Below are 16,826 nucleotides of genomic sequence, written 5' to 3'. Positions count from 1 at the left end.
CTTTGGCACTCGGCATACCTAGATTCTAGCCCCCGCAGTCCTACTTGCTCAGAGTCCTAAGACCCAAGCCAGCAATAGGTCCTTAGGCCTAGGAGGACACCTCTAGTATAGCCGGTTTCTTTGAAAACGCAAGTCAGCCGGCGGCTGGCGCGGCCAGAGCCGCGAGGCGCTCTTCGAACCTGGGGCGCGGCGCGACGCCCTCGTCGCGCAGCAGGAAGTACTTGCTGGCCTTCTGGGAGAGCACCACGAGGAACTTGGCCGGCACCCCGGCGCGGCGGTAGGCCGCCAGCTTGTGATGTCCGTCGAGGACGAAGCCCGCGAAGAAGCTATGCAGGATCTTGCTGCGTCCGCGCCGGACCACCTCGGGGATGCCGCGATGGTAGAGGCCCAGCAGCAGGATCCGCGGCCGGTCGCCGTTGGCGATCATGGACTGGTAGACCTTGACGTTCTCATCCTTGAGCATCCCGCGCGGGACCAGAGGGACGACGAAATCAAACTGGCTCTCCACGACGTTGCAGTCCGCGTGCCGGAAGATGCGGGGCCGCTGCCCCTCGTAATGCTCCCAGCCCGAGAGCAGTCCTTCCTCGCGCGGGTCCGAGATGTCCCAGAGGTCCATGAACTCGCTGTTGAAGAAATAGGAGCCCTCGTCCTCGCTGTCGTAGGGGCCGGTGACGTTGATGGACGTCTCGAACACTTCGAACTCGCCCTTCTCCTGGAGCTCGAGGATAGGGCCCAGGTCCTGGACCATGTTCTCGTCCAGCGGCCGGGGGACCTGGAAGGCCTTAGGCAGATTGACGACCTTGCGGGAGAGGCGTGGCTCATGCAGGCATTTGAACCAGAAGTGGCAGGTGTCGCAGTCGTTGCCGATCTCGAACTTGCGGGCGCCATTGATCTCCAGGAAGAAGGAGTTGGCTTCGCCGGGTTTTTTCTCCACCCCGATCTTGAAGAAGCCCCGGCCCTGGTTGAGCTTCACCTTGAACAGGCCGTCGGCCAGACGCACCACGTCGAACTTCTGCGAAGCCGCTTCTGGTTTCACGGGAGCCTCCCCATCACAGTGAGCTATTTTATGCATTTAGTCCGTTCCAAGGCAACAGGGTAATGATTCCGTAATGCCTCTCGGTTATATTCTACACGCTGGCGGCGGCCGCCGCACGGCAGCTCATGAACCAGTGGGACGAAGAGGCATTGCGCGAGATCAACAGCCTGGAGGCCGCGCGCCTGGCCATCCGAGGTGCCCTGGCCACCATCCGGGACCTGCAGGACGTCAACGCCGGCGCCAAGGCCGAAGTGCAGGACGAGGCTGCCAAGCGCAAGGCCACCGAGGCCAAGGTCGCCGAGCTGAGCGAGCAGGTCGACCGATGGCACAAGCAGGCCGAATCCTGGGACAAAGAACGCCAGGAGCGCACCCAGAGCGAGGCGCGCTGGCGCGAAGCCGTGCGTCTCGAGGTGAGGGCCGAGGAACGGGCCCGCATCGAGGAAAGCCGCGCGCTCATGGAGACCGAGTTGGCGCGCCTGCACGCCGAGCTCCAGCAGATGGCCCGCGCCTACCGGGAGAAGTGCGAGGCCCAGGCCAAGGCCCTGGAGCGGCTCAGAAAGAGCCTGGATGCCCGCGAGGTCGAGTTGCTGGCGGCGCGCCGCGCGAAGGAGGAGATCGCCCGCACCGCGCAGCACGACTGGCAGATGCTGGAGCAGCTGCGCCAGCAGCGCGACCGCGAGATCGACGCCTCCATCAAGAGGCGGGAGCTGGAGATCGCGGACAAGGACCGCGAGATCTCCGCTCTGCGCGAGCAGGTCCAGGAACTCAAGAAGGTCGCCGAGCTCTCGGCGCGAGAGGGGGAGTCGCGCCTGCTGCGCGCCGAGGAGACCCTGCGGCGCGAGTACCAGGCCCGGGAGTCACGCCTGGCCGAGCAGTCCGCCAAGCGCGAGGCCGACCTGCAAGCCCACTGGTCCGAGCTCGAGAACGGGCTCTGGGCCCGGACCAAGGCGGCGCGCGAACGGCTCGACCGGACCATCGACGGCCAGTTCGAGGAGAAGGCCCGGGCCCTGGCGGACCGCACGCAGGAGCTCGAGGCGCAGCTCGCGGCCCGGCGCCAGGAGCTCGAGGCCGAGTTCCAGCGCAAGGGCAGCGAAGCCGAGGCCCGCTACGCCGACGCCGAGAAGCGTCTCCTCCAGAGCTGGGCCGACAAGGAGGGGCGGTTCCTTAAGAAGTTCGACGAGGAGCTGTCCCGCGAGAAAGAAGCCCGGCAGCGGCAGGCTGAGTCCTTGGACCGCCTCAAGGCCGACTACGAGCGCGCCCTAGCCGAGAAGGACAGCCAACTCAGAAAAGCGGCCCCGAGCGACCCCGGCGCGCCTTCCTCTTGACAGCCTCTTGCCAACCTGTTATAACAATGACGGAATATCTGTTAAGCCGCGCGATTTCGGGGAGGAATAGGATATGTCAAGTGAGGACAGAGGCTCGAGCCTGATTTTGTTCATGGTCGGCGCCGCCATCGGCGCGGGCCTGGGCGTCCTTTTTGCGCCCAAATCCGGTAAGGACACCCGCGAGCAGATCGGCGACTGGCTCAAGGAGAAGCGCGAGGAAGGCGGAGATCTGCTGGCCAAGATCAAGGAAGACGGCCTGCACAAGAAGGAAGCCATCGCGGCCGCCCTCAAGGCCGGCAAGCAGGCTTACGCGGAGGCCGACAAGCACAGCTGAGGCCTCTTGGAATCCGCCCAGACGGGCGCGCAGCCTGTCTGGGCGGCTTGTATTCAGCGCGGGCTCAGGCGCAATGACTTGAGCAGGCGCTGGAAAGCGGGGAGATAGAATTCGTACAGCTCCCCCGGGGCGCTGTAGTTCAGGGTGAGGTAGCGTCCGCCGCCGCGGTCCACGTAAGCGCTGCGGCTGGCGCCCGGGACCGTCGCGAACTTGGTCCGCAGTCCCGCCACCCGGCCTTCGTTCTTGTCCAGCGCGGCGTTCTGCCATTCCTTCTCCATAAGGATGGCGAGATCCAGGCTCTGGTAGCCGGCCTGCCCCGGCTCCGCGGCGGTCAGCGTCATGGTCACCTGTTTGCCGCCGCCCGTGTCGTAGACCACGTAGATGGTGGGCGGCTCGTCGGTCCAAGCCTCGGTGAGATGCCAGTCCTTGGGGTAGTCGAAGGAGAGCCCGCCGGAGATGGCGTAGCGGGTGAAGGAACGCTCCGTCAACCCTCGGGGACCTGACAGGCGGCCGCCGGGAGCGCCGCCCCTCTGTGCGGACTCAGGCGGGACCGCCCAGGATCGGGTCCGGCCCGCCGTGTCCAGGTCGGGAGTCATATCAGGCTCAGCGGGGGTCCGGGAGCTCATGACGCAACGATAGGGCTGCAGCGACGTCGGGGTCATCACCGGGCGAGAGCCCGGGGGACAGCGGGGCTTGGCGGTGAACCCCGTCGGGCCCAGAGCCGGCGAAAGACCGCCTTTGCGGCGGTCGCCCTTGTTCACGCATTGGAAGGGATCGTAAGGGTTGTCCGTATGGATGCGCTCGGTGCCCTCCGGGCACTCCACCTCATCGGCCGCGAGGCCCCGGGCGAGCAGGGCCAGCAAAGACGCGGCGACGATCCAGCCAGAGGCCCAGCGCCCCATCTAGCCGCCCAGGCGCTTGGCCGCCAGCGCGTTGAGGTGCTCGCACAGCGGCGGGTTGTTCTGGAGCAGGTACTGCATGTCCTCGAAGGCCAGCCGGAAGATCTGCGCCTCGTCGCCGGCCACGGCCGTGGCCACGCGCACCCCGTCGCGCAACAGCGCGATCTCGCCCAGGATGTCGCCCGGCCCCAGGCGCGCCAAGTCCGCAGCGGCGCAGCCCAGGCTCTGGATGATTTCGACCCAGCCGTTGTAGATGACGTAGATGTCGCGGCCCCGGTCGCCCTGCTCGACGACATGGTAGCCGTCGGGGTAGGCGTAGAGGCCGCTACGCGGGAAGCACTTCTCGACGTGGCTGGCCAGGAACTCGGGGAAGAAGCTCTCCAAGCGCAGCGCTCCGGCCAGGAACTTGGCGAAGTTGTCGTCGCAGACGATGCGCACCGGCGCGTCGGCCATAACCAGCGCGGGCGCTCAGTGCCCGAGGGTCTCGGGATTGCGCATGTGCTCCATGGCCACCTCGCGTGTGATGATCTTCTTGGCGAAAAGGTTCTTGATGGAGGCATCCTTTGACATCATCCCGAGCTGGCTTCCGGATTGGATCGCGTCGTTGATCATGTCCAGCTTGTTCTCGCGGATCATCGAGCGCACGGCGTTCGTGGTGACGAGGATCTCGCAGGAGACGACCAGCCCCTTGCCGTCGGCCCGGGGCAGGAGTTCCTGGGAGATGACGGCCTCGAGCGTCATGGCCAGCTGCTCCCGGACGATGTCCTGATCGGCGGCGGAGACGCCGGTGACGATGCGCTGGGCCGTCTTGGAGGCGTCGCGGGTGTGCAGCGTGGTCAGGACCAGGTGCCCGGTCTCGGCGGCGAGCATGGCCGCGTAGATGGACTTCTGGTCGCGCATCTCGCCGATGCAGATCACGTCCGGGTCCTGCCGCAGGGAGTCGATGATGCCGGCGTCGAAGGAGGGGGTGTCCACCCCCACCTCGCGCTGGACGAAGACGGAGCGGCAGGGCTTGAAGATAGTCTCGATGGGGTCCTCGATGGTGATGATCTTGCCGGGGCGGCCGGTCTGGTTGAACCACTCCAGCATGGCGGCCATGGTCGTGCTCTTGCCGCTGCCCGTGGCGCCGGTGGTGAAGATGATGCCCGACTTCTTATGCACGAAGGTGCCCACCACGGGAGGCAGGCCCAGCGCGGAGAGGGGATAGTTCTTGGTGGGCAGGACCCGGATCGACGCTCCCCAAGTGCCCAGGGCCATGTAGACGCTGAAACGGAAGCGGCCGTCGTTGATGGTATGCGCGCAGTTGACCCGGAACTCCTTCTTGAGCAGGTCGCGCTGATAGTCGTCAAGGTAGGGCTGCAGGATCTCCTGGATTCCCTCGGAAGTCATGACCGTGTAAGGCAGGGCCCCGATGTCGCCGGAGATGCGCGCGATGGGAGGGACGCCGTGGATGAGGTGGAGGTCCGAGCCGCCCCGGGCGGACACGTCCCCCAACAAAGTGGCCAGGTCGAATTCTAATTTTGGCATGACGAAAGGATAGCCCTTAGTGCGTGAAAAATCAAGGGAATTTCCGCGCCGCCGGTGTATAATAGACTCGCATGAAGGTCCTGGTGGCGGGAGGCAGCGGCTTCATCGGCCGCGCTCTCTGCGCTCGGCTGGGCGCGCTCGGGCACGAGGCGGTCATCCTCACCCGGCGGCCAGCGGCGGCCGCCCCGGGTCAGGTGCGCTGGGACGGAGCCGGCATGGCGCCTGAATGGCTGCGGGCCGCGGGGGACTGCTCCGCCTGGATCAACCTCTGCGGCGAAGGCATCGCGGACTCGCGCTGGAGCCGAGCGCGCCGGACCGTGCTGAGGGAGAGCCGGCTGGCGCCGACCCGAGCCTTGGTGGCCGGCCTGGAGAAAGTCGGGGCGAAACCCGCGGTCCTCATCAACGCCTCTGCCGTGGGCTGCTACGGCGAGACCGGAGACCAGGCCGTAGACGAGTCGGCCCCATACGGCGAGGGCTTCCTGGCGGAGTTGTGCCGCGACTGGGAGCTCGAGGCCCTCAAAGCCGCGGCGCTGGGCGTGCGCACGGTCTGCCTGCGCCTGGGCGTGGTGCTCGGCGCAGGCGGTGGGATGCTCTCGCGCCTGGTCCCGCTGTTCCGGCTGGGGCTGGGGGGGCCTCTGGGCGACGGCCGCCAATGGCTGTCCTGGATCTCGCGCGAGGACTTCGCCGGGCTCGTCGCGCATCTGCTGGCTGCGGATGTCTCGGGCGCGGTCAACGCCGTCTCGCCCAAGCCGGTGACCAACGAGGAATTCTGCCGGACCCTGGGCCGGGTCTTGGGCCGGCCGGCGGCGCTGAGGGTCCCGAGCTTCGCCTTGCGCCTGGCCTTCGGCCAGATGGCCGACGCCCTCCTGCTGGGGCAGAGGGCCTCTCCCCGCAAGGCCCTGGACTCGGGCTACGCCTTCAGGCAGCCGGACCTGGAGGCGGTCCTGCGCGCCGAGTTGAGCTGACGGCCTTGGACGCCGGTGCGGATTTCTGCTAGAATTAACGCATCATTCCGGGCTAGCTCAATGGTGGAGCAGGCCGCTGTTAACGGCAAGGTTGTAGGTTCGAGTCCTACGCCCGGAGCATTTTGTCGGTGCTGCAAAAAGCGGCGGCTGAAGTCAGCCGCCGCTCCTTTTTTTCTCCGTCGGGGTTTCCGCACAGAGTTTAGGGGGGGGCGCCACTGAGCCCCTACTTGCGCGCAGCGCGCTCGACTAACAGCTGATCTGCGGCTGCTCCAAAAAGCTCTCCCCAGCCTTCAACGCAGACAGCCGCAGAGGCAACGTAAAGGATGATATCCTGCTCTTGGAAAGGGCCAATAAGTTTTTGTGCGGCCGCGACGATCTTTTCAACCGTGAGGGAGGAGATGTCAGGTTTCTCCGCGAGTCCATCCTTGTTGGGGATGCCGCAGAGGTCAAGGAATTCGCGCATCAACTTCGCCCGCTCATGTATATGAAACGCTCTCAAACCATCTTTCAGAATGTCGGATAGGCTCTCTAGATGTGAGAGGCCGGCCAAATGAGCGGCAAGTTCAGCGTTCGGGAGTCGGTCTACAAATATCCTGCGGAATCCTCGAGCCGCCGCTATGCGCTTGCGCACCTGATCTCGGGTATCCTTATCAGCCCGGTCAAGGACGCTGCTAAAAATGGCGGCACGCATCGGCCCATCGGCCGCGCGCTCAAGAACTCTTGCTGGTGTCCATTCGTTCATGGGCTAGAAGGTCCGCTTTTGTTTCAGTCCTGGTGCTCAAGATGAATAATCGCCTGCTAATGATATCACAACTTGAGGCCCGGCATGAGGGGGAAATACCTATGTCCGTCTCAACTCATTGGACACCGCACGGCATCAGGCGATCCACGACGGAGGTTTTTAAAAGCGCCGCCGGACATCTCGCCGGCCAGGGCGCGCGCGTTTGCCGTCCCGCTTTTTCCGGCCGCCGAAATCCTTGGGCTTGCGAACGGGTCTCGCCTGTTTATGCGTGGGCCTTGGTTTGTCTGCCGGTCCAGGCGCGTCCGCGACGGCGGGCTGCTGGCGCCGACGGTCTTTGGGGCCGGAACGCCTCTCGACGGAATCAGGCCTTATGAGCTCGCCGCCGGGTCTCGCCCCGCGCGCGACCTCAGGGCGCCGCTCCTGCGCTCGGGCCTCGCTGACGGACAGTTGACGTTCGCCCATGGCCGTGCCGTTGAGCTTGGCGACCGCGGCTTGAGCCTCGGCCTCAGTGGACATCTCGACGAAGGCGAAGCCTTTGGAACGGCCGGTGAGCCCGTCCATGATGAGCTTGACCGTGCTGACCTTGCCGCAGGCGGCGAACAATTGCATCAGCTCTTCCTGCGTGGTCTCATAAGGGAGGCCGCCGACAAACAGATTAGCGCTCATGATTTGTTATACCCGATGCGCGCTGAGGCGTCAAGCGAAAGATAACGCCGGGGGCAGGAAGGCGACAGCTTAGAATAACTTCTCGAATTCCAGGAACCGGGTCGGCCTTTGCTTTCCGGCGACGATTTAGTAGCCGCGCTCCACGCGGACGTGATACTCCAGGAGCTTGGCCCGGACCGCGTCAAGCCGGGTGGAAAGGGCCAACGTGAACTTCTGCAGAACCCGGTAGCCAAGCTCGAAGTCCTGCTCGCACTTGCGGCGCAGTTCGCCCGCGTCGAAGACGATGACATGGAGGTGCTCCACGGCCCGGGCATCGAACGTCGACTTATAGGGCGGGACGATCCACGACCAGCCCACGATCTCGCCCGGCCCCACGGTCTGGATAGGCAGGCAGCCGCCCTCCGGGATGGTCATCTCCAGTCGGACCTCGCCTTTGCGGATGATGAAGAAGCGCTCCGCGCCCTGCCCCTGGCGCAGGATCAGCTGGTCGCGGCCGTAGTGGGCATCGCTGACGCAATCCTGGAAAATCTTCAGATGGTGCGGCTTGAAATCCCGGAAGAACTCGTGCCGGGCGATCGTGTATTCCAGCGGTTCCATGGGCGCTCTCGTGCCTTAGACATAATACATCAATTGACATCCGGAAGAGCACATGTCATACTTGGCGAAATGTTCAATTTCCTCTTCAGCCTCTTCTCCAACGATATGGGCATCGACCTGGGCACGTCCAACACTTTGGTGTACGTGAAGAACCAGGGCATCGTGCTCCGGGAGCCGTCGGTGGTGGCCATCGACCGGGAGACCCGGCGCGTGCTGGCCGTGGGAGCGGAGGCCAAGCGCATGTTGGGGCGCACCCCATCATGGATCTCCGCGGTGCGGCCGCTGAAGAACGGCGTCATCGCCGACTTCGAGGTGACGCAGGAGATGATCAAGTACTTCATCCGCAAGGTCCACAACCGGCGCTCCCTGCTGCATCCGCGCATCGTCATAGGCATCCCCTCGGGCATCACCGAGGTCGAGCGTCGCGCGGTTCAGGAGTCGGCGGAGCAGGCCGGGGCCCGGGAGGTCTATCTCATCGAGGAGCCGATGGCCGCGGCCATCGGGGCGGACCTGCCGATCTCCGAGCCGCACGGCAACTTCATCGTGGACATCGGCGGGGGCACCACCGAGGCGGCGGTGATCTCGCTGGGCGGCATGGTCGTCTCGAAATCCATCGACATCGCGGGCGATGAGATGGACGAGGCCGTGATGATGCATCTGCGCAGGAAGTACAGCCTCCTGATCGGGGAAACGACCGCCGAGGACGTCAAGATTCAGATCGGCTCGGTCTTCCCGCTCAAGGAGGAGAAGACCATGGAGGTCAAGGGCCGGGACCAAGCCACCGGCCTGCCCAAGACGGTGCTGATCACGTCGGAAGAGGTGCGCCAGGCCCTGATGGAGCCGGTGCAGCTCATCCTCGACGTGCTCAAGAACACATTGGAGGAGACTCCGGCGGAATTGTCCGCGGATCTGGTGGACCGAGGCATCATGCTGGCGGGCGGCGGGTCGCTCCTGCGGGGGCTGCCCGACCTCGTCCGGCAGGAGACCGAGTTGCCGGTGCATCGCGCCGCCGACCCCTTGAGCTGCGTGGTCATGGGAGCGGGGAAGTTCCTGGAAGAACTCGACAGCATCGCGGATCGGCGCTCGGACTTCGTCGCCTCCTCGTACCGCTACCGCGGGTCATAAGCCGTCCGTAGCGCATAAATAGAACCGCCCGCACCTTCCTGGTGCGGGCGGTCTGTTAGGCCGTCGGAAGCTTAAAGCTTCTTGACGTTGCTGGCGCGAGGCCCCTTATCGGATTGCTCGGTCTCGAACTCAACGGCCTGATTCTCAGCCAAAGTCTTGAATCCGTCACCGGTGATGGACGAGTGATGGACGAAAAGGTCCTTGGCGCCGTCATCCGGCGTGATGAAGCCGAAGCCCTTCTGATCATTGAACCACTTCACTTTCCCTGTAGCCATTATGTTTGTATCCCTCTATTTTGCGTCGTCTGCAGACCTGCGTCTGTGATTAAGGAATGCGTCTTCCTTTCCTCTATTATAGCACGCGGCGGCTCATAATAGTGGAAAAAATCAGAACGGGGCTTCTTCGATGGCAGGGTCGGACTCGGCGGCCTGGCCCGGGGCGCGTTGGCCGGCCGGCCCCTTCCCATCCCCTTCCCGCTTCTCCAGGAACTGGAAGTCGTCGACGTAGACGACCATCTTCGACTGCTTCTTGCCGTCGGTCTTGCCTTCCCACTCCTCCAGGACCAGGTGTCCCTCGAAGTAGACCTGCTGGCCCTTGTGGAGATGCTGCGCGACAAGGTCGGCGAGCTTCCTGCCGGTCTCTCGGTTGAAGGCCTTGAGGTCCACCCAGACCGGGACGTCCTCCCACTGGCCGGACTGCTGGTTCTTGCGGCGGTTGTTGACGGCGAAGCCGATGTTCGCCACCTTGCCGCCGTTGCTGAACGTCTTGATCTCCGGCTCTCTGGTCAACCGGCCGATCAGCATGACTTTATTCAGATTCCCCATGTTGCCTCCGTTGCCCTGCGGCAGCGTCCGCTGGAAAGTGCTTGGGCTATGCAGTGCAGTATACTACAATCAGGCCGTAAGCGATCACATATGGATGAAGCGCCACGGCTTGCGCCGCTGACCCTCCACGGGGTCGTGTTCGACCCGCCGCTGTTCTGCGCCCCGATGGCCGCGATCACGCACAGCGCGTTCCGCCGCCTGCTCTCCGATTTCGGGGGCTACGGAGCGCTGTTCACGGAGATGCTTTCGGCCCGGATGATCCTGCGCGAGGACCGCGAGCTCTCCCCCTGCCTCAAGCGCCGCCCCCGGGAGGGGAAGGTCGTCTATCAGTTGATGGTGACCGACACCGTCCGACTGCCGGAGATCATCGACCGGCTCTCCGCCCTGCGGCCCGACGGCCTCGACCTCAACGCGGCCTGCGCCGCCCACGCCGCGGTCCGCCAAAGATGCGGCTCGGATCTTTTCGAGGACGCGCCCCGCTTGCGGGAAGTCCTGCGGGTGATGCGGCGATGCTTCTCGGGGCCGCTCTTCGCCAAGATCCGGCTGGGCCGGCAGTGCGAAGGCTGGCGCGGCCGGCTGGAAGACCGGCTGCGCCTGATGGCCGACGAAGGGGTCGACGCCTTGACGGTCCATCCGCGCTTCTTCGAGGAGAAGTTCAAGCGCAGCGCCCGCCACGCCCTCTACGGCGAGCTGGCCCGACAGGCGCGCCTGCCCATCATCGCCAGCGGGGACATCGGCGGCCCGGAAGACCTCCGCGAGCACGCCGGGCTGCTGGCGCCGGTTTCCGGGGTGATGATCGGGCGCATGGCGGCGGCCTGCCCCTGGGTCTTCGCGCGCTGGCGCGATCCCGGGCTGCGCGTGGACCACGCCGCAGTCTGGCGCAGGCTCTGCGACTATGTCGCCGAGGACTTCGCGCCGGCCCCGGCCCTGGTCCGGCTCAAGGTCATCGCGCCGTACTTCGCGCGCAATTTCTCCTTCGGGCACACCTTCTTCAAGGCGGTCCATGCCGCGCCCGATCTGGCCTCCGCCCTCCGCCGGGCCGAGGATTTCCTCTCCGCCGGGCCGGCCCTGGTCCGCCAGGTCAGCGTCGGCGGAATCTGACCCGCTCGTCCGCGGACGCGAGATGAGTTCCCTCGACACTCCCCGATAAGGCACAATAGTCTGATGAGGAGGCTCGCGACATGACGCCCCGCAGCGAGATCCGGAAAGTCGCTTTCGTGGGCGACTACCTGCCCCGGCTCTGCGGCATCGCCACCTTCACCACGGACCTGTGCTCCTCCGTGGCAGCCCAGTTCCCCCAGGTGCAGTGCTTCGCCGTGCCCGTCAACGACGTGGCGGGCGGCTACGACTATCCGCCGGAAGTCCGCTTCGAGATCGAGGAGCAGAACCTGGCCTCCTACCGCCGGGCGGCTGATTTCCTGGGCATCAGCGACGTGGACGTGGTCTGCGTCCAGCACGAGTTCGGCATCTATGGGGGGACGGCCGGAGGGCACCTCCTGGCCCTGCTGCGGGAGGTGGACATCCCCATCGTGACCACCTTGCACACCGTGCTCAAGGATCCCAACGCCGATCAGAAGCGGGTGATGCGGGAGCTGGTCCACCTCTCCACCAGGCTGGTGGTGATGTCGCAGAAAGGCGCGGGCTTCCTGAGGGACGTGTACAAGGCCCCTGCGGCCAAGATCGACATGATCCCGCACGGAATCCCGGAAACCTCCCTCGTGGACTCCGGCTCCTATAAGGGCCTTTTCGGCGTGGAGGGCAAGCCTGTGCTCTTGACCTTCGGCCTGCTCTCCCCCAACAAGGGCATCGAGAACGTGCTCAACGCCCTGCCCAAGATCGTGGCCAAGCACCCCGACGTGATCTACATCATCCTGGGGGCCACCCATCCCAACCTCCTGCGGGACCAGGGCGAGTCCTACCGCCTCGGCCTCGAGCTGCTGGCCGAGAAGAACGGCGTCCAGAAGAACGTGATCTTCTACAACCGCTTCGTCGACCTGCCCGAGCTCAAGGAGTTCATCGGCGCCGCGGACATCTACATCACTCCCTATCTCAACGAGACCCAGATCACCTCCGGGACCTTGGCGTACTGCTTCGGCGCGGGCAAGGCCGTGGTGTCCACGCCCTATTGGTATGCTCAGGAGCTGTTGGCCGACGACCGCGGGGTCCTGGTCCCATTCAACGACCCGGACGCCATCGCCCGCGCGGTGACGGGACTGTTGACGGACGATGCCCGTCGCAACGCCATGAGCCAGAGCGCCTATAAGATAGGACGGGATATGGTGTGGGCCAACGTAGCCCGTTGCTACATGCGGTCCTTTGAGAACGCGCGCACTGAGCGGGCCGGCCTGACCCGGAAACTCTTCACGGTGAAGACTCTCGACAAGCAGCTCACCGAACTTCCGGATCTGAAGTTGGAGCACCTCTACCGGATGACCGATTCCACGGGCATCTTCCAGCATGCCATCGTGGCCGTGCCGAACTTCTCCACCGGCTACTGCACGGACGACAACGCGCGGGCCCTGATCCTGACGGTGCTGCTGGAGGAACTGGGGGAAGACTCGCCCCACCTCATCAACGTTGCCACCACCTACGCCGCCTTCCTGCAATACGCCTTCGACCCAAAACTCAACCGGTTCCGGAACTTCATGGAGTTCGACCGGTCCTGGAAAGATGAGACCATATCGGAAGACTGCTGCGGCCGCGCCCTGCTGGCCCTGGGGACCTGCGTGGGCCGGTCCAAGAACCCGGGCTTCCAGACCTTGGCCGGGCAGATCTTCGCCCAAGCGTTGTCTCCGGTCACGGGCTTCAGCTCGCCCCGCGCCTGGGCCCTGGCCTTGATCGGCGCCCAGGAATACCTGCGCCGGTTCAATGGAGACCGGCAGGTGAGCCAGGTGCGGGCCACCCTGACGGACCTTTTGATGGGGCTCCACGAGCGCACCGCCACGCCGGAGTGGCCATGGTTCGAGGATGCGGTCACCTACATGAACGCTCAGCTTTCCCATGCGCTGATCCTGAGCGGCCGGTGGACCGCCCGGCCCGACGTGCTCGAACGGGGCCTGAATACCCTGCGCTGGCTGGCCAAGATCCAGACCGCCGAAGGGGGCTATTTCCGGCCCATCGGCTCCAATGGCTTCTACAAGCGCGGCGGGCAGCGCGCCCTTTTCGACCAACAGCCCATCGAAGCCCAGGCCATGGTGTCGGCCTGTCTGGAGGCCTATCGCTGCACCTCGGACGATTACTGGTTCAGCCAAGCGCGCCGCGCCTTCGACTGGTTCCTGGGGCGCAACGACCTGGGCCTGTTCCTCTATGACGCCAATACCGGCGGATGCCGGGATGGCCTGCACTTGGACCGGGTGAACCAGAACCAGGGCGCCGAGTCCACATTGGCGTTCCTCGTCTCGTTGGCGGAGATGCAGCAGATCCACAACGAGATGGCCGCCTTCAAGAGCCCGGCCTCGCTGCCATCGAGATGAAACGACGTCCCGGTGTTCCCCAGAATATCAGCGTCCGCCGCACCGAGGTCCGGCTCATGCCCGACCAGACCCGGGTGGTCCTGCGGCACCTGGGCTTCGCATCCGACGAGGAATACGTCAGGATCATCCGCCGGGTCCTGGCGCTTCCGGAGCAGGAAGTCCGGAGCGTCCTGGCCCCGGTCCTAGCGGAGTTCTCCTCCCGCCATCGCTGGCTGACCAAGCGCCTCCTGAGGAGATTCCACTACCTGGAGCATTTCCTGCCCCCGGGCCGCGAGCTCTCGCCGGAGCGCAGGCTCTTGATCGGCTCTTATTTCATGCTCGAGTATTCGCCTGAATCCGCGGCGCTCTTCAACCCCTCCATCCTGCCTCATCCGGACCAATCGCGGCTGCCCAAGGGGAGCCTGCGCTTCCTCTTGAGCCTCCGCTCGACTGGAGAGGGGCACATCTCCTCCATCTCTTTCCGCAGCGGAGTCATCGACGCCCACAACGGCATCGCCGTGGACCCGGCCTCGCGGTTCTTGACCGAACCCGAGCTGATCGAGAACTCGACCTACCACAAGGACCTCTTCGGGCGGAAGGCCGCGGAGATGGGCCTGGCCGGGGAGTGGGTGCAGCGCGTGCTGGGCCGGCTGGGGGATTTTTTCACCATCAAAGACCTCAAGAAGGGGCTCAAGGAAGTCCTTCGCGAGACGGCGCCCGGCCAAAAGATCGGAGACCACGAGACCGCCAAGGGACTTTGGCTCTTAGCGCAATCCAACTACGAGATCCGGTTCCCGCCGGAGCAGGAGCTTTCCGAGAGGATCATCTTCCCCGTAACTCCCATGCAGAGCAACGGACTGGAGGACGTGCGTCTGACGGCGCATCAAGACGATGCGGGGAAAACGGCCTATTACGCCACCTACACCGCCTACGACGGGCGCAACGTCCTGCCGCAGTTGTTCGCCACGGAGGACTTCCGGCACTTCAAGTTCTCCACCTTGAACGGCCCCGGCGTGCGCAACAAGGGGATGGCTCTCTTCCCGCGCAAGATCGGCGGACGCTTCGCCATGCTCTCCCGGCAGGACGGGGAGAACATCTATCTGATGTACTCCGACAACGTGCATTTTTGGAACGAAGCCAGCCTTCTCCTCTCTCCCCGCCATCCCTGGGAGTTCATCAAGACGGGGAACTGCGGCTGTCCCGTCGAGACGGAGGCGGGTTGGCTGGTCTTGAGCCACGGCGTGGGCCCCATGCGGAAGTATTGCCTCGGCGCGTTCCTTCTGGACCGCAAGGACCCCTCCAAGGTGATCGGCCGCCTGCGCCAACCCCTGATGCGCCCCGAAGGCATCGAGCGGGAAGGCTACGTGCCCAACGTCCTCTACACCTGCGGCGCGCTCGTGCACGGCGGCCAACTGGTCCTGCCCTATGGGATGTCGGACCGCGTCACCGGCTTCGCCCTGATCCCGCTGGCGGAGATCCTCGCCGCCCTGTCCTAGTGGCCATACTACTGAGCTGCCAGGACCTCTCCAAGAGTTTCGGCTCCCGTCCGCTCTTCACGGGCCTGTCCTTCGGCCTCATCGATGGAGAACGCACCGGCCTTATCGGCCCGAACGGCGCGGGGAAATCCACGCTGCTCAGGATCCTCGCAGGCCTGGAAAGCCCGGACCAGGGGACCCTGTCCGCCCGGCGCGGCCTGCGCTCGGGCTACCTGGACCAGCAGGACCGTTTCGCGCCGGCGCGCGCGGGCTGGAGCGTACGCGATGAGCTGGTCCAGGCCCTGCAGGGGCTCGGGCTGCAGGACTACGAGATCGACATGCGCGCAGAGGCCGGGCTCGCCGAATCGGGATTCCAGGATCCCGGCCAGCAGGTCGCGGGGCTCTCCGGCGGCTGGCGCAAGCGTCTGGCCATACTCGCCCAGGTCGTGCGCGCGCCGGACCTGATGCTCCTCGACGAGCCCACCAACCACCTCGACCTCGAAGGCGTGCTCTGGCTGGAGCGCTTCCTCTGCGGCCTGAAGTTCTCTTTTTTGGTGGTCACCCATGACCGCCGCTTCCTGGAGCGAGTCTGCAACCGCGTCATCGAGCTCGACTCGCGCTACGCGCAGGGGCATTTCAGCAGCCCGGGCAACTACAGCCGCTTCCTGGAGAACCGCGAGGCGCTTTTCAGCGCCCAGTCCGCGCGGGAGGATTCGATGCGCAACATCGTCCGCGGCGAGATCGCCTGGCTGCGCCGCGGCCCCAAGGCCCGCACCACGAAGCAGCAGGCCCGCATCGACCGGGCCGGAGAGTTGATCGACGAGCTCTCCGACCTGGAATACCGCAACGCCCAGGGCCGCGCCGCGGACATCGATTTCTCGAGCAGCGAGCGCCGGACCAAGCGCCTGGTCGAGGCCCGGGGCCTTGCGAAGGCCATGGGGGGCCGCAAGCTCTTCGGCCCGCTGGACCTCACGTTGCGGCCCGGGGACAAGCTGGGCTTGATCGGAGCCAACGGCAGCGGCAAGACCACCTTGCTCAGGCTGCTGGCCGCTCAACTGGCGCCGGACTCGGGCGCGCTCTTTCAGGCCGAAGCGCTGCAGGTCGTGACCTTCGACCAGCATCGCGATCAGCTCGACCTGAGCCTCAGCCTGCACCGGGCGCTCTGCGAGAACGGAGAGCACGTGTTGTACAAGGGCAGCCGCATCCATGTGCGGGGCTGGGCCTCCCGCTTCCTGTTCCGCCAGGAGCAGCTCGATATGCCGCTGAGCCGGCTCTCCGGCGGCGAGCAGGCGCGCGTGCTGATCGCCCGGCTCATGCTCAGGCCCGCCGACCTGCTCCTGCTCGACGAGCCCACCAATGACCTCGATCTCCGATCGCTGGAGGTCCTGGAGTCCAGCATGCAGGAATTCGCGGGGGCCCTGGTGCTGGTGACCCACGACCGCTACCTATTGGACCGGGTCAGCCGGCGCATCCTGGCGCTCGACGGCCGGGGCCAAGCCCGTTTTTTCGCCGAACTCTCGCAATGGGAGGACTGGAAGGCGGCGCAGGAAGAAGCGCCTGCGCCGCGCGGCCGGGCCGCGGCCGCCCTGACCGAGCGCCGGCCAGGACTCTCCGCGAGGGAAGCCAAAGAGCTTCGGGGCATGGAGTCCGCCATCGCCGCGGCGGAGGCGCGGACTGCGGCGGCGCGCGCGGCCCTGGACGACCCCGCCGTGGCCAGCGACGCGGCCGAGCTCATGAAGCGGCAGGAGGACCTCGAGGCGGCCAACGCCAAGGTCGACGCCCTGTTCAGGCGCTGGGAGGAGCTGGAAGCCCGGCGCGCGGGCCCCGGGCCTTAGCGGCGCGCGAGGCTTATCTGCGGC

The 16,826-nt window shown here is 65.5% G+C and carries 17 protein-coding genes and 1 tRNA gene; 9 read left to right on the top strand and 9 right to left on the bottom strand.

Going from position 1 to position 16,826, the window contains the following annotated elements; all coding sequences use genetic code 11:
* Positions 1 to 133 precede the first annotated feature (133 nt).
* On the bottom strand, positions 134 to 1,036 hold the full coding sequence (locus NTY77_04605; GenBank protein ID MCX5794756.1) for a hypothetical protein: 903 nt from the start codon (positions 1,034 to 1,036) through the stop codon (positions 134 to 136).
* A 125-nt stretch (positions 1,037 to 1,161) separates the two neighbouring features.
* On the opposite strand from NTY77_04605, the gene NTY77_04600 reads away from it, so the two are divergent.
* Positions 1,162 to 2,361 (top strand): hypothetical protein, encoded by a 1,200-nt coding sequence (locus tag NTY77_04600; GenBank protein ID MCX5794755.1) that lies wholly within the window; start codon positions 1,162 to 1,164, stop codon positions 2,359 to 2,361.
* Between the two features lie 73 nt (positions 2,362 to 2,434).
* Positions 2,435 to 2,695 (top strand): YtxH domain-containing protein, encoded by a 261-nt coding sequence (locus NTY77_04595; GenBank protein MCX5794754.1) that lies wholly within the window; start codon positions 2,435 to 2,437, stop codon positions 2,693 to 2,695.
* Between the two features lie 53 nt (positions 2,696 to 2,748).
* Here NTY77_04595 and NTY77_04590 read toward each other — a convergent pair whose 3' ends face one another.
* Genes NTY77_04590 through NTY77_04580 form a run of 3 tightly spaced genes read right to left on the bottom strand, consistent with a single transcriptional unit; the run spans position 2,749 to position 5,121 of the window.
* The gene (locus tag NTY77_04590) at positions 2,749 to 3,597 is read right to left on the bottom strand and encodes a hypothetical protein (protein MCX5794753.1); all 849 of its coding nucleotides are present in this window, start codon (positions 3,595 to 3,597) and stop codon (positions 2,749 to 2,751) included.
* Complete coding sequence (locus NTY77_04585; protein MCX5794752.1) at positions 3,598 to 4,047, bottom strand: cyclic nucleotide-binding domain-containing protein; 450 nt, start codon at positions 4,045 to 4,047, stop codon at positions 3,598 to 3,600.
* A gap of 15 nt (positions 4,048 to 4,062) precedes the next feature.
* Positions 4,063 to 5,121: a PilT/PilU family type 4a pilus ATPase gene (locus NTY77_04580; protein MCX5794751.1), complete on the bottom strand. Its 1,059-nt coding sequence runs from the start codon at positions 5,119 to 5,121 to the stop codon at positions 4,063 to 4,065.
* A gap of 71 nt (positions 5,122 to 5,192) precedes the next feature.
* Between NTY77_04580 and NTY77_04575 the strand changes: the two genes are divergently transcribed.
* Both NTY77_04575 and NTY77_04570 read left to right on the top strand, forming a co-directional pair.
* A complete protein-coding gene (locus tag NTY77_04575) occupies positions 5,193 to 6,086 on the top strand; it encodes a TIGR01777 family oxidoreductase (protein MCX5794750.1) in 894 nt (297 codons plus the stop codon).
* A 46-nt stretch (positions 6,087 to 6,132) separates the two neighbouring features.
* A tRNA-Asn gene (locus tag NTY77_04570) sits at positions 6,133 to 6,204 on the top strand.
* Between the two features lie 105 nt (positions 6,205 to 6,309).
* On the opposite strand, the gene NTY77_04565 is transcribed toward NTY77_04570, so the two are convergent.
* From NTY77_04565 to NTY77_04555, 3 genes are all read right to left on the bottom strand, one after another.
* Entirely contained in the window at positions 6,310 to 6,828 is a 519-nt protein-coding gene (locus NTY77_04565) for a hypothetical protein (protein MCX5794749.1), read from the bottom strand.
* Positions 6,829 to 6,987: 159 nt separating this feature from the next.
* Positions 6,988 to 7,494: a hypothetical protein gene (locus NTY77_04560; protein MCX5794748.1), complete on the bottom strand. Its 507-nt coding sequence runs from the start codon at positions 7,492 to 7,494 to the stop codon at positions 6,988 to 6,990.
* A 126-nt stretch (positions 7,495 to 7,620) separates the two neighbouring features.
* Positions 7,621 to 8,091 (bottom strand): cyclic nucleotide-binding domain-containing protein, encoded by a 471-nt coding sequence (locus NTY77_04555; protein MCX5794747.1) that lies wholly within the window; start codon positions 8,089 to 8,091, stop codon positions 7,621 to 7,623.
* A gap of 69 nt (positions 8,092 to 8,160) precedes the next feature.
* Here NTY77_04555 and NTY77_04550 point away from each other — a divergent pair, with 69 nt between their 5' ends.
* Positions 8,161 to 9,216, top strand: coding sequence for a rod shape-determining protein (locus tag NTY77_04550; GenBank protein MCX5794746.1), 1,056 nt, complete (start codon positions 8,161 to 8,163; stop codon positions 9,214 to 9,216).
* A gap of 71 nt (positions 9,217 to 9,287) precedes the next feature.
* Here NTY77_04550 and NTY77_04545 read toward each other — a convergent pair whose 3' ends face one another.
* Together NTY77_04545 and ssb are read right to left on the bottom strand one after the other, a co-directional pair.
* Positions 9,288 to 9,491: a cold-shock protein gene (locus NTY77_04545; protein ID MCX5794745.1), complete on the bottom strand. Its 204-nt coding sequence runs from the start codon at positions 9,489 to 9,491 to the stop codon at positions 9,288 to 9,290.
* Between the two features lie 111 nt (positions 9,492 to 9,602).
* Entirely contained in the window at positions 9,603 to 10,040 is a 438-nt protein-coding gene (gene ssb, locus NTY77_04540; protein ID MCX5794744.1) for a single-stranded DNA-binding protein, read from the bottom strand.
* A gap of 90 nt (positions 10,041 to 10,130) precedes the next feature.
* Here ssb and NTY77_04535 point away from each other — a divergent pair, with 90 nt between their 5' ends.
* The 4 genes from NTY77_04535 (at position 10,131) to NTY77_04520 (ending at position 16,802) form a co-directional block, all read left to right on the top strand.
* The gene (locus NTY77_04535; GenBank protein ID MCX5794743.1) at positions 10,131 to 11,141 is read left to right on the top strand and encodes a tRNA-dihydrouridine synthase family protein; all 1,011 of its coding nucleotides are present in this window, start codon (positions 10,131 to 10,133) and stop codon (positions 11,139 to 11,141) included.
* Between the two features lie 80 nt (positions 11,142 to 11,221).
* Complete coding sequence (locus tag NTY77_04530) at positions 11,222 to 13,513, top strand: glycosyltransferase family 4 protein (protein MCX5794742.1); 2,292 nt, start codon at positions 11,222 to 11,224, stop codon at positions 13,511 to 13,513.
* A complete protein-coding gene (locus NTY77_04525) occupies positions 13,510 to 14,988 on the top strand; it encodes a glycoside hydrolase family 130 protein (GenBank protein MCX5794741.1) in 1,479 nt (492 codons plus the stop codon). The genes NTY77_04530 and NTY77_04525 overlap by 4 nt, the downstream gene beginning before the upstream one ends.
* Complete coding sequence (locus NTY77_04520) at positions 14,988 to 16,802, top strand: ABC-F family ATP-binding cassette domain-containing protein (GenBank protein ID MCX5794740.1); 1,815 nt, start codon at positions 14,988 to 14,990, stop codon at positions 16,800 to 16,802. The genes NTY77_04525 and NTY77_04520 overlap by 1 nt, the downstream gene beginning before the upstream one ends.
* Positions 16,803 to 16,826: the final 24 nt, after the last annotated feature.

Source organism: Elusimicrobiota bacterium (assembly GCA_026388095.1).
In the GTDB taxonomy this organism is placed as follows: Bacteria; Elusimicrobiota; Elusimicrobia; order UBA1565; family UBA9628; genus UBA9628.
Note: the sequence above shows the minus strand (reverse complement) of the source record. Positions and strands in the feature narration are given on the sequence as shown.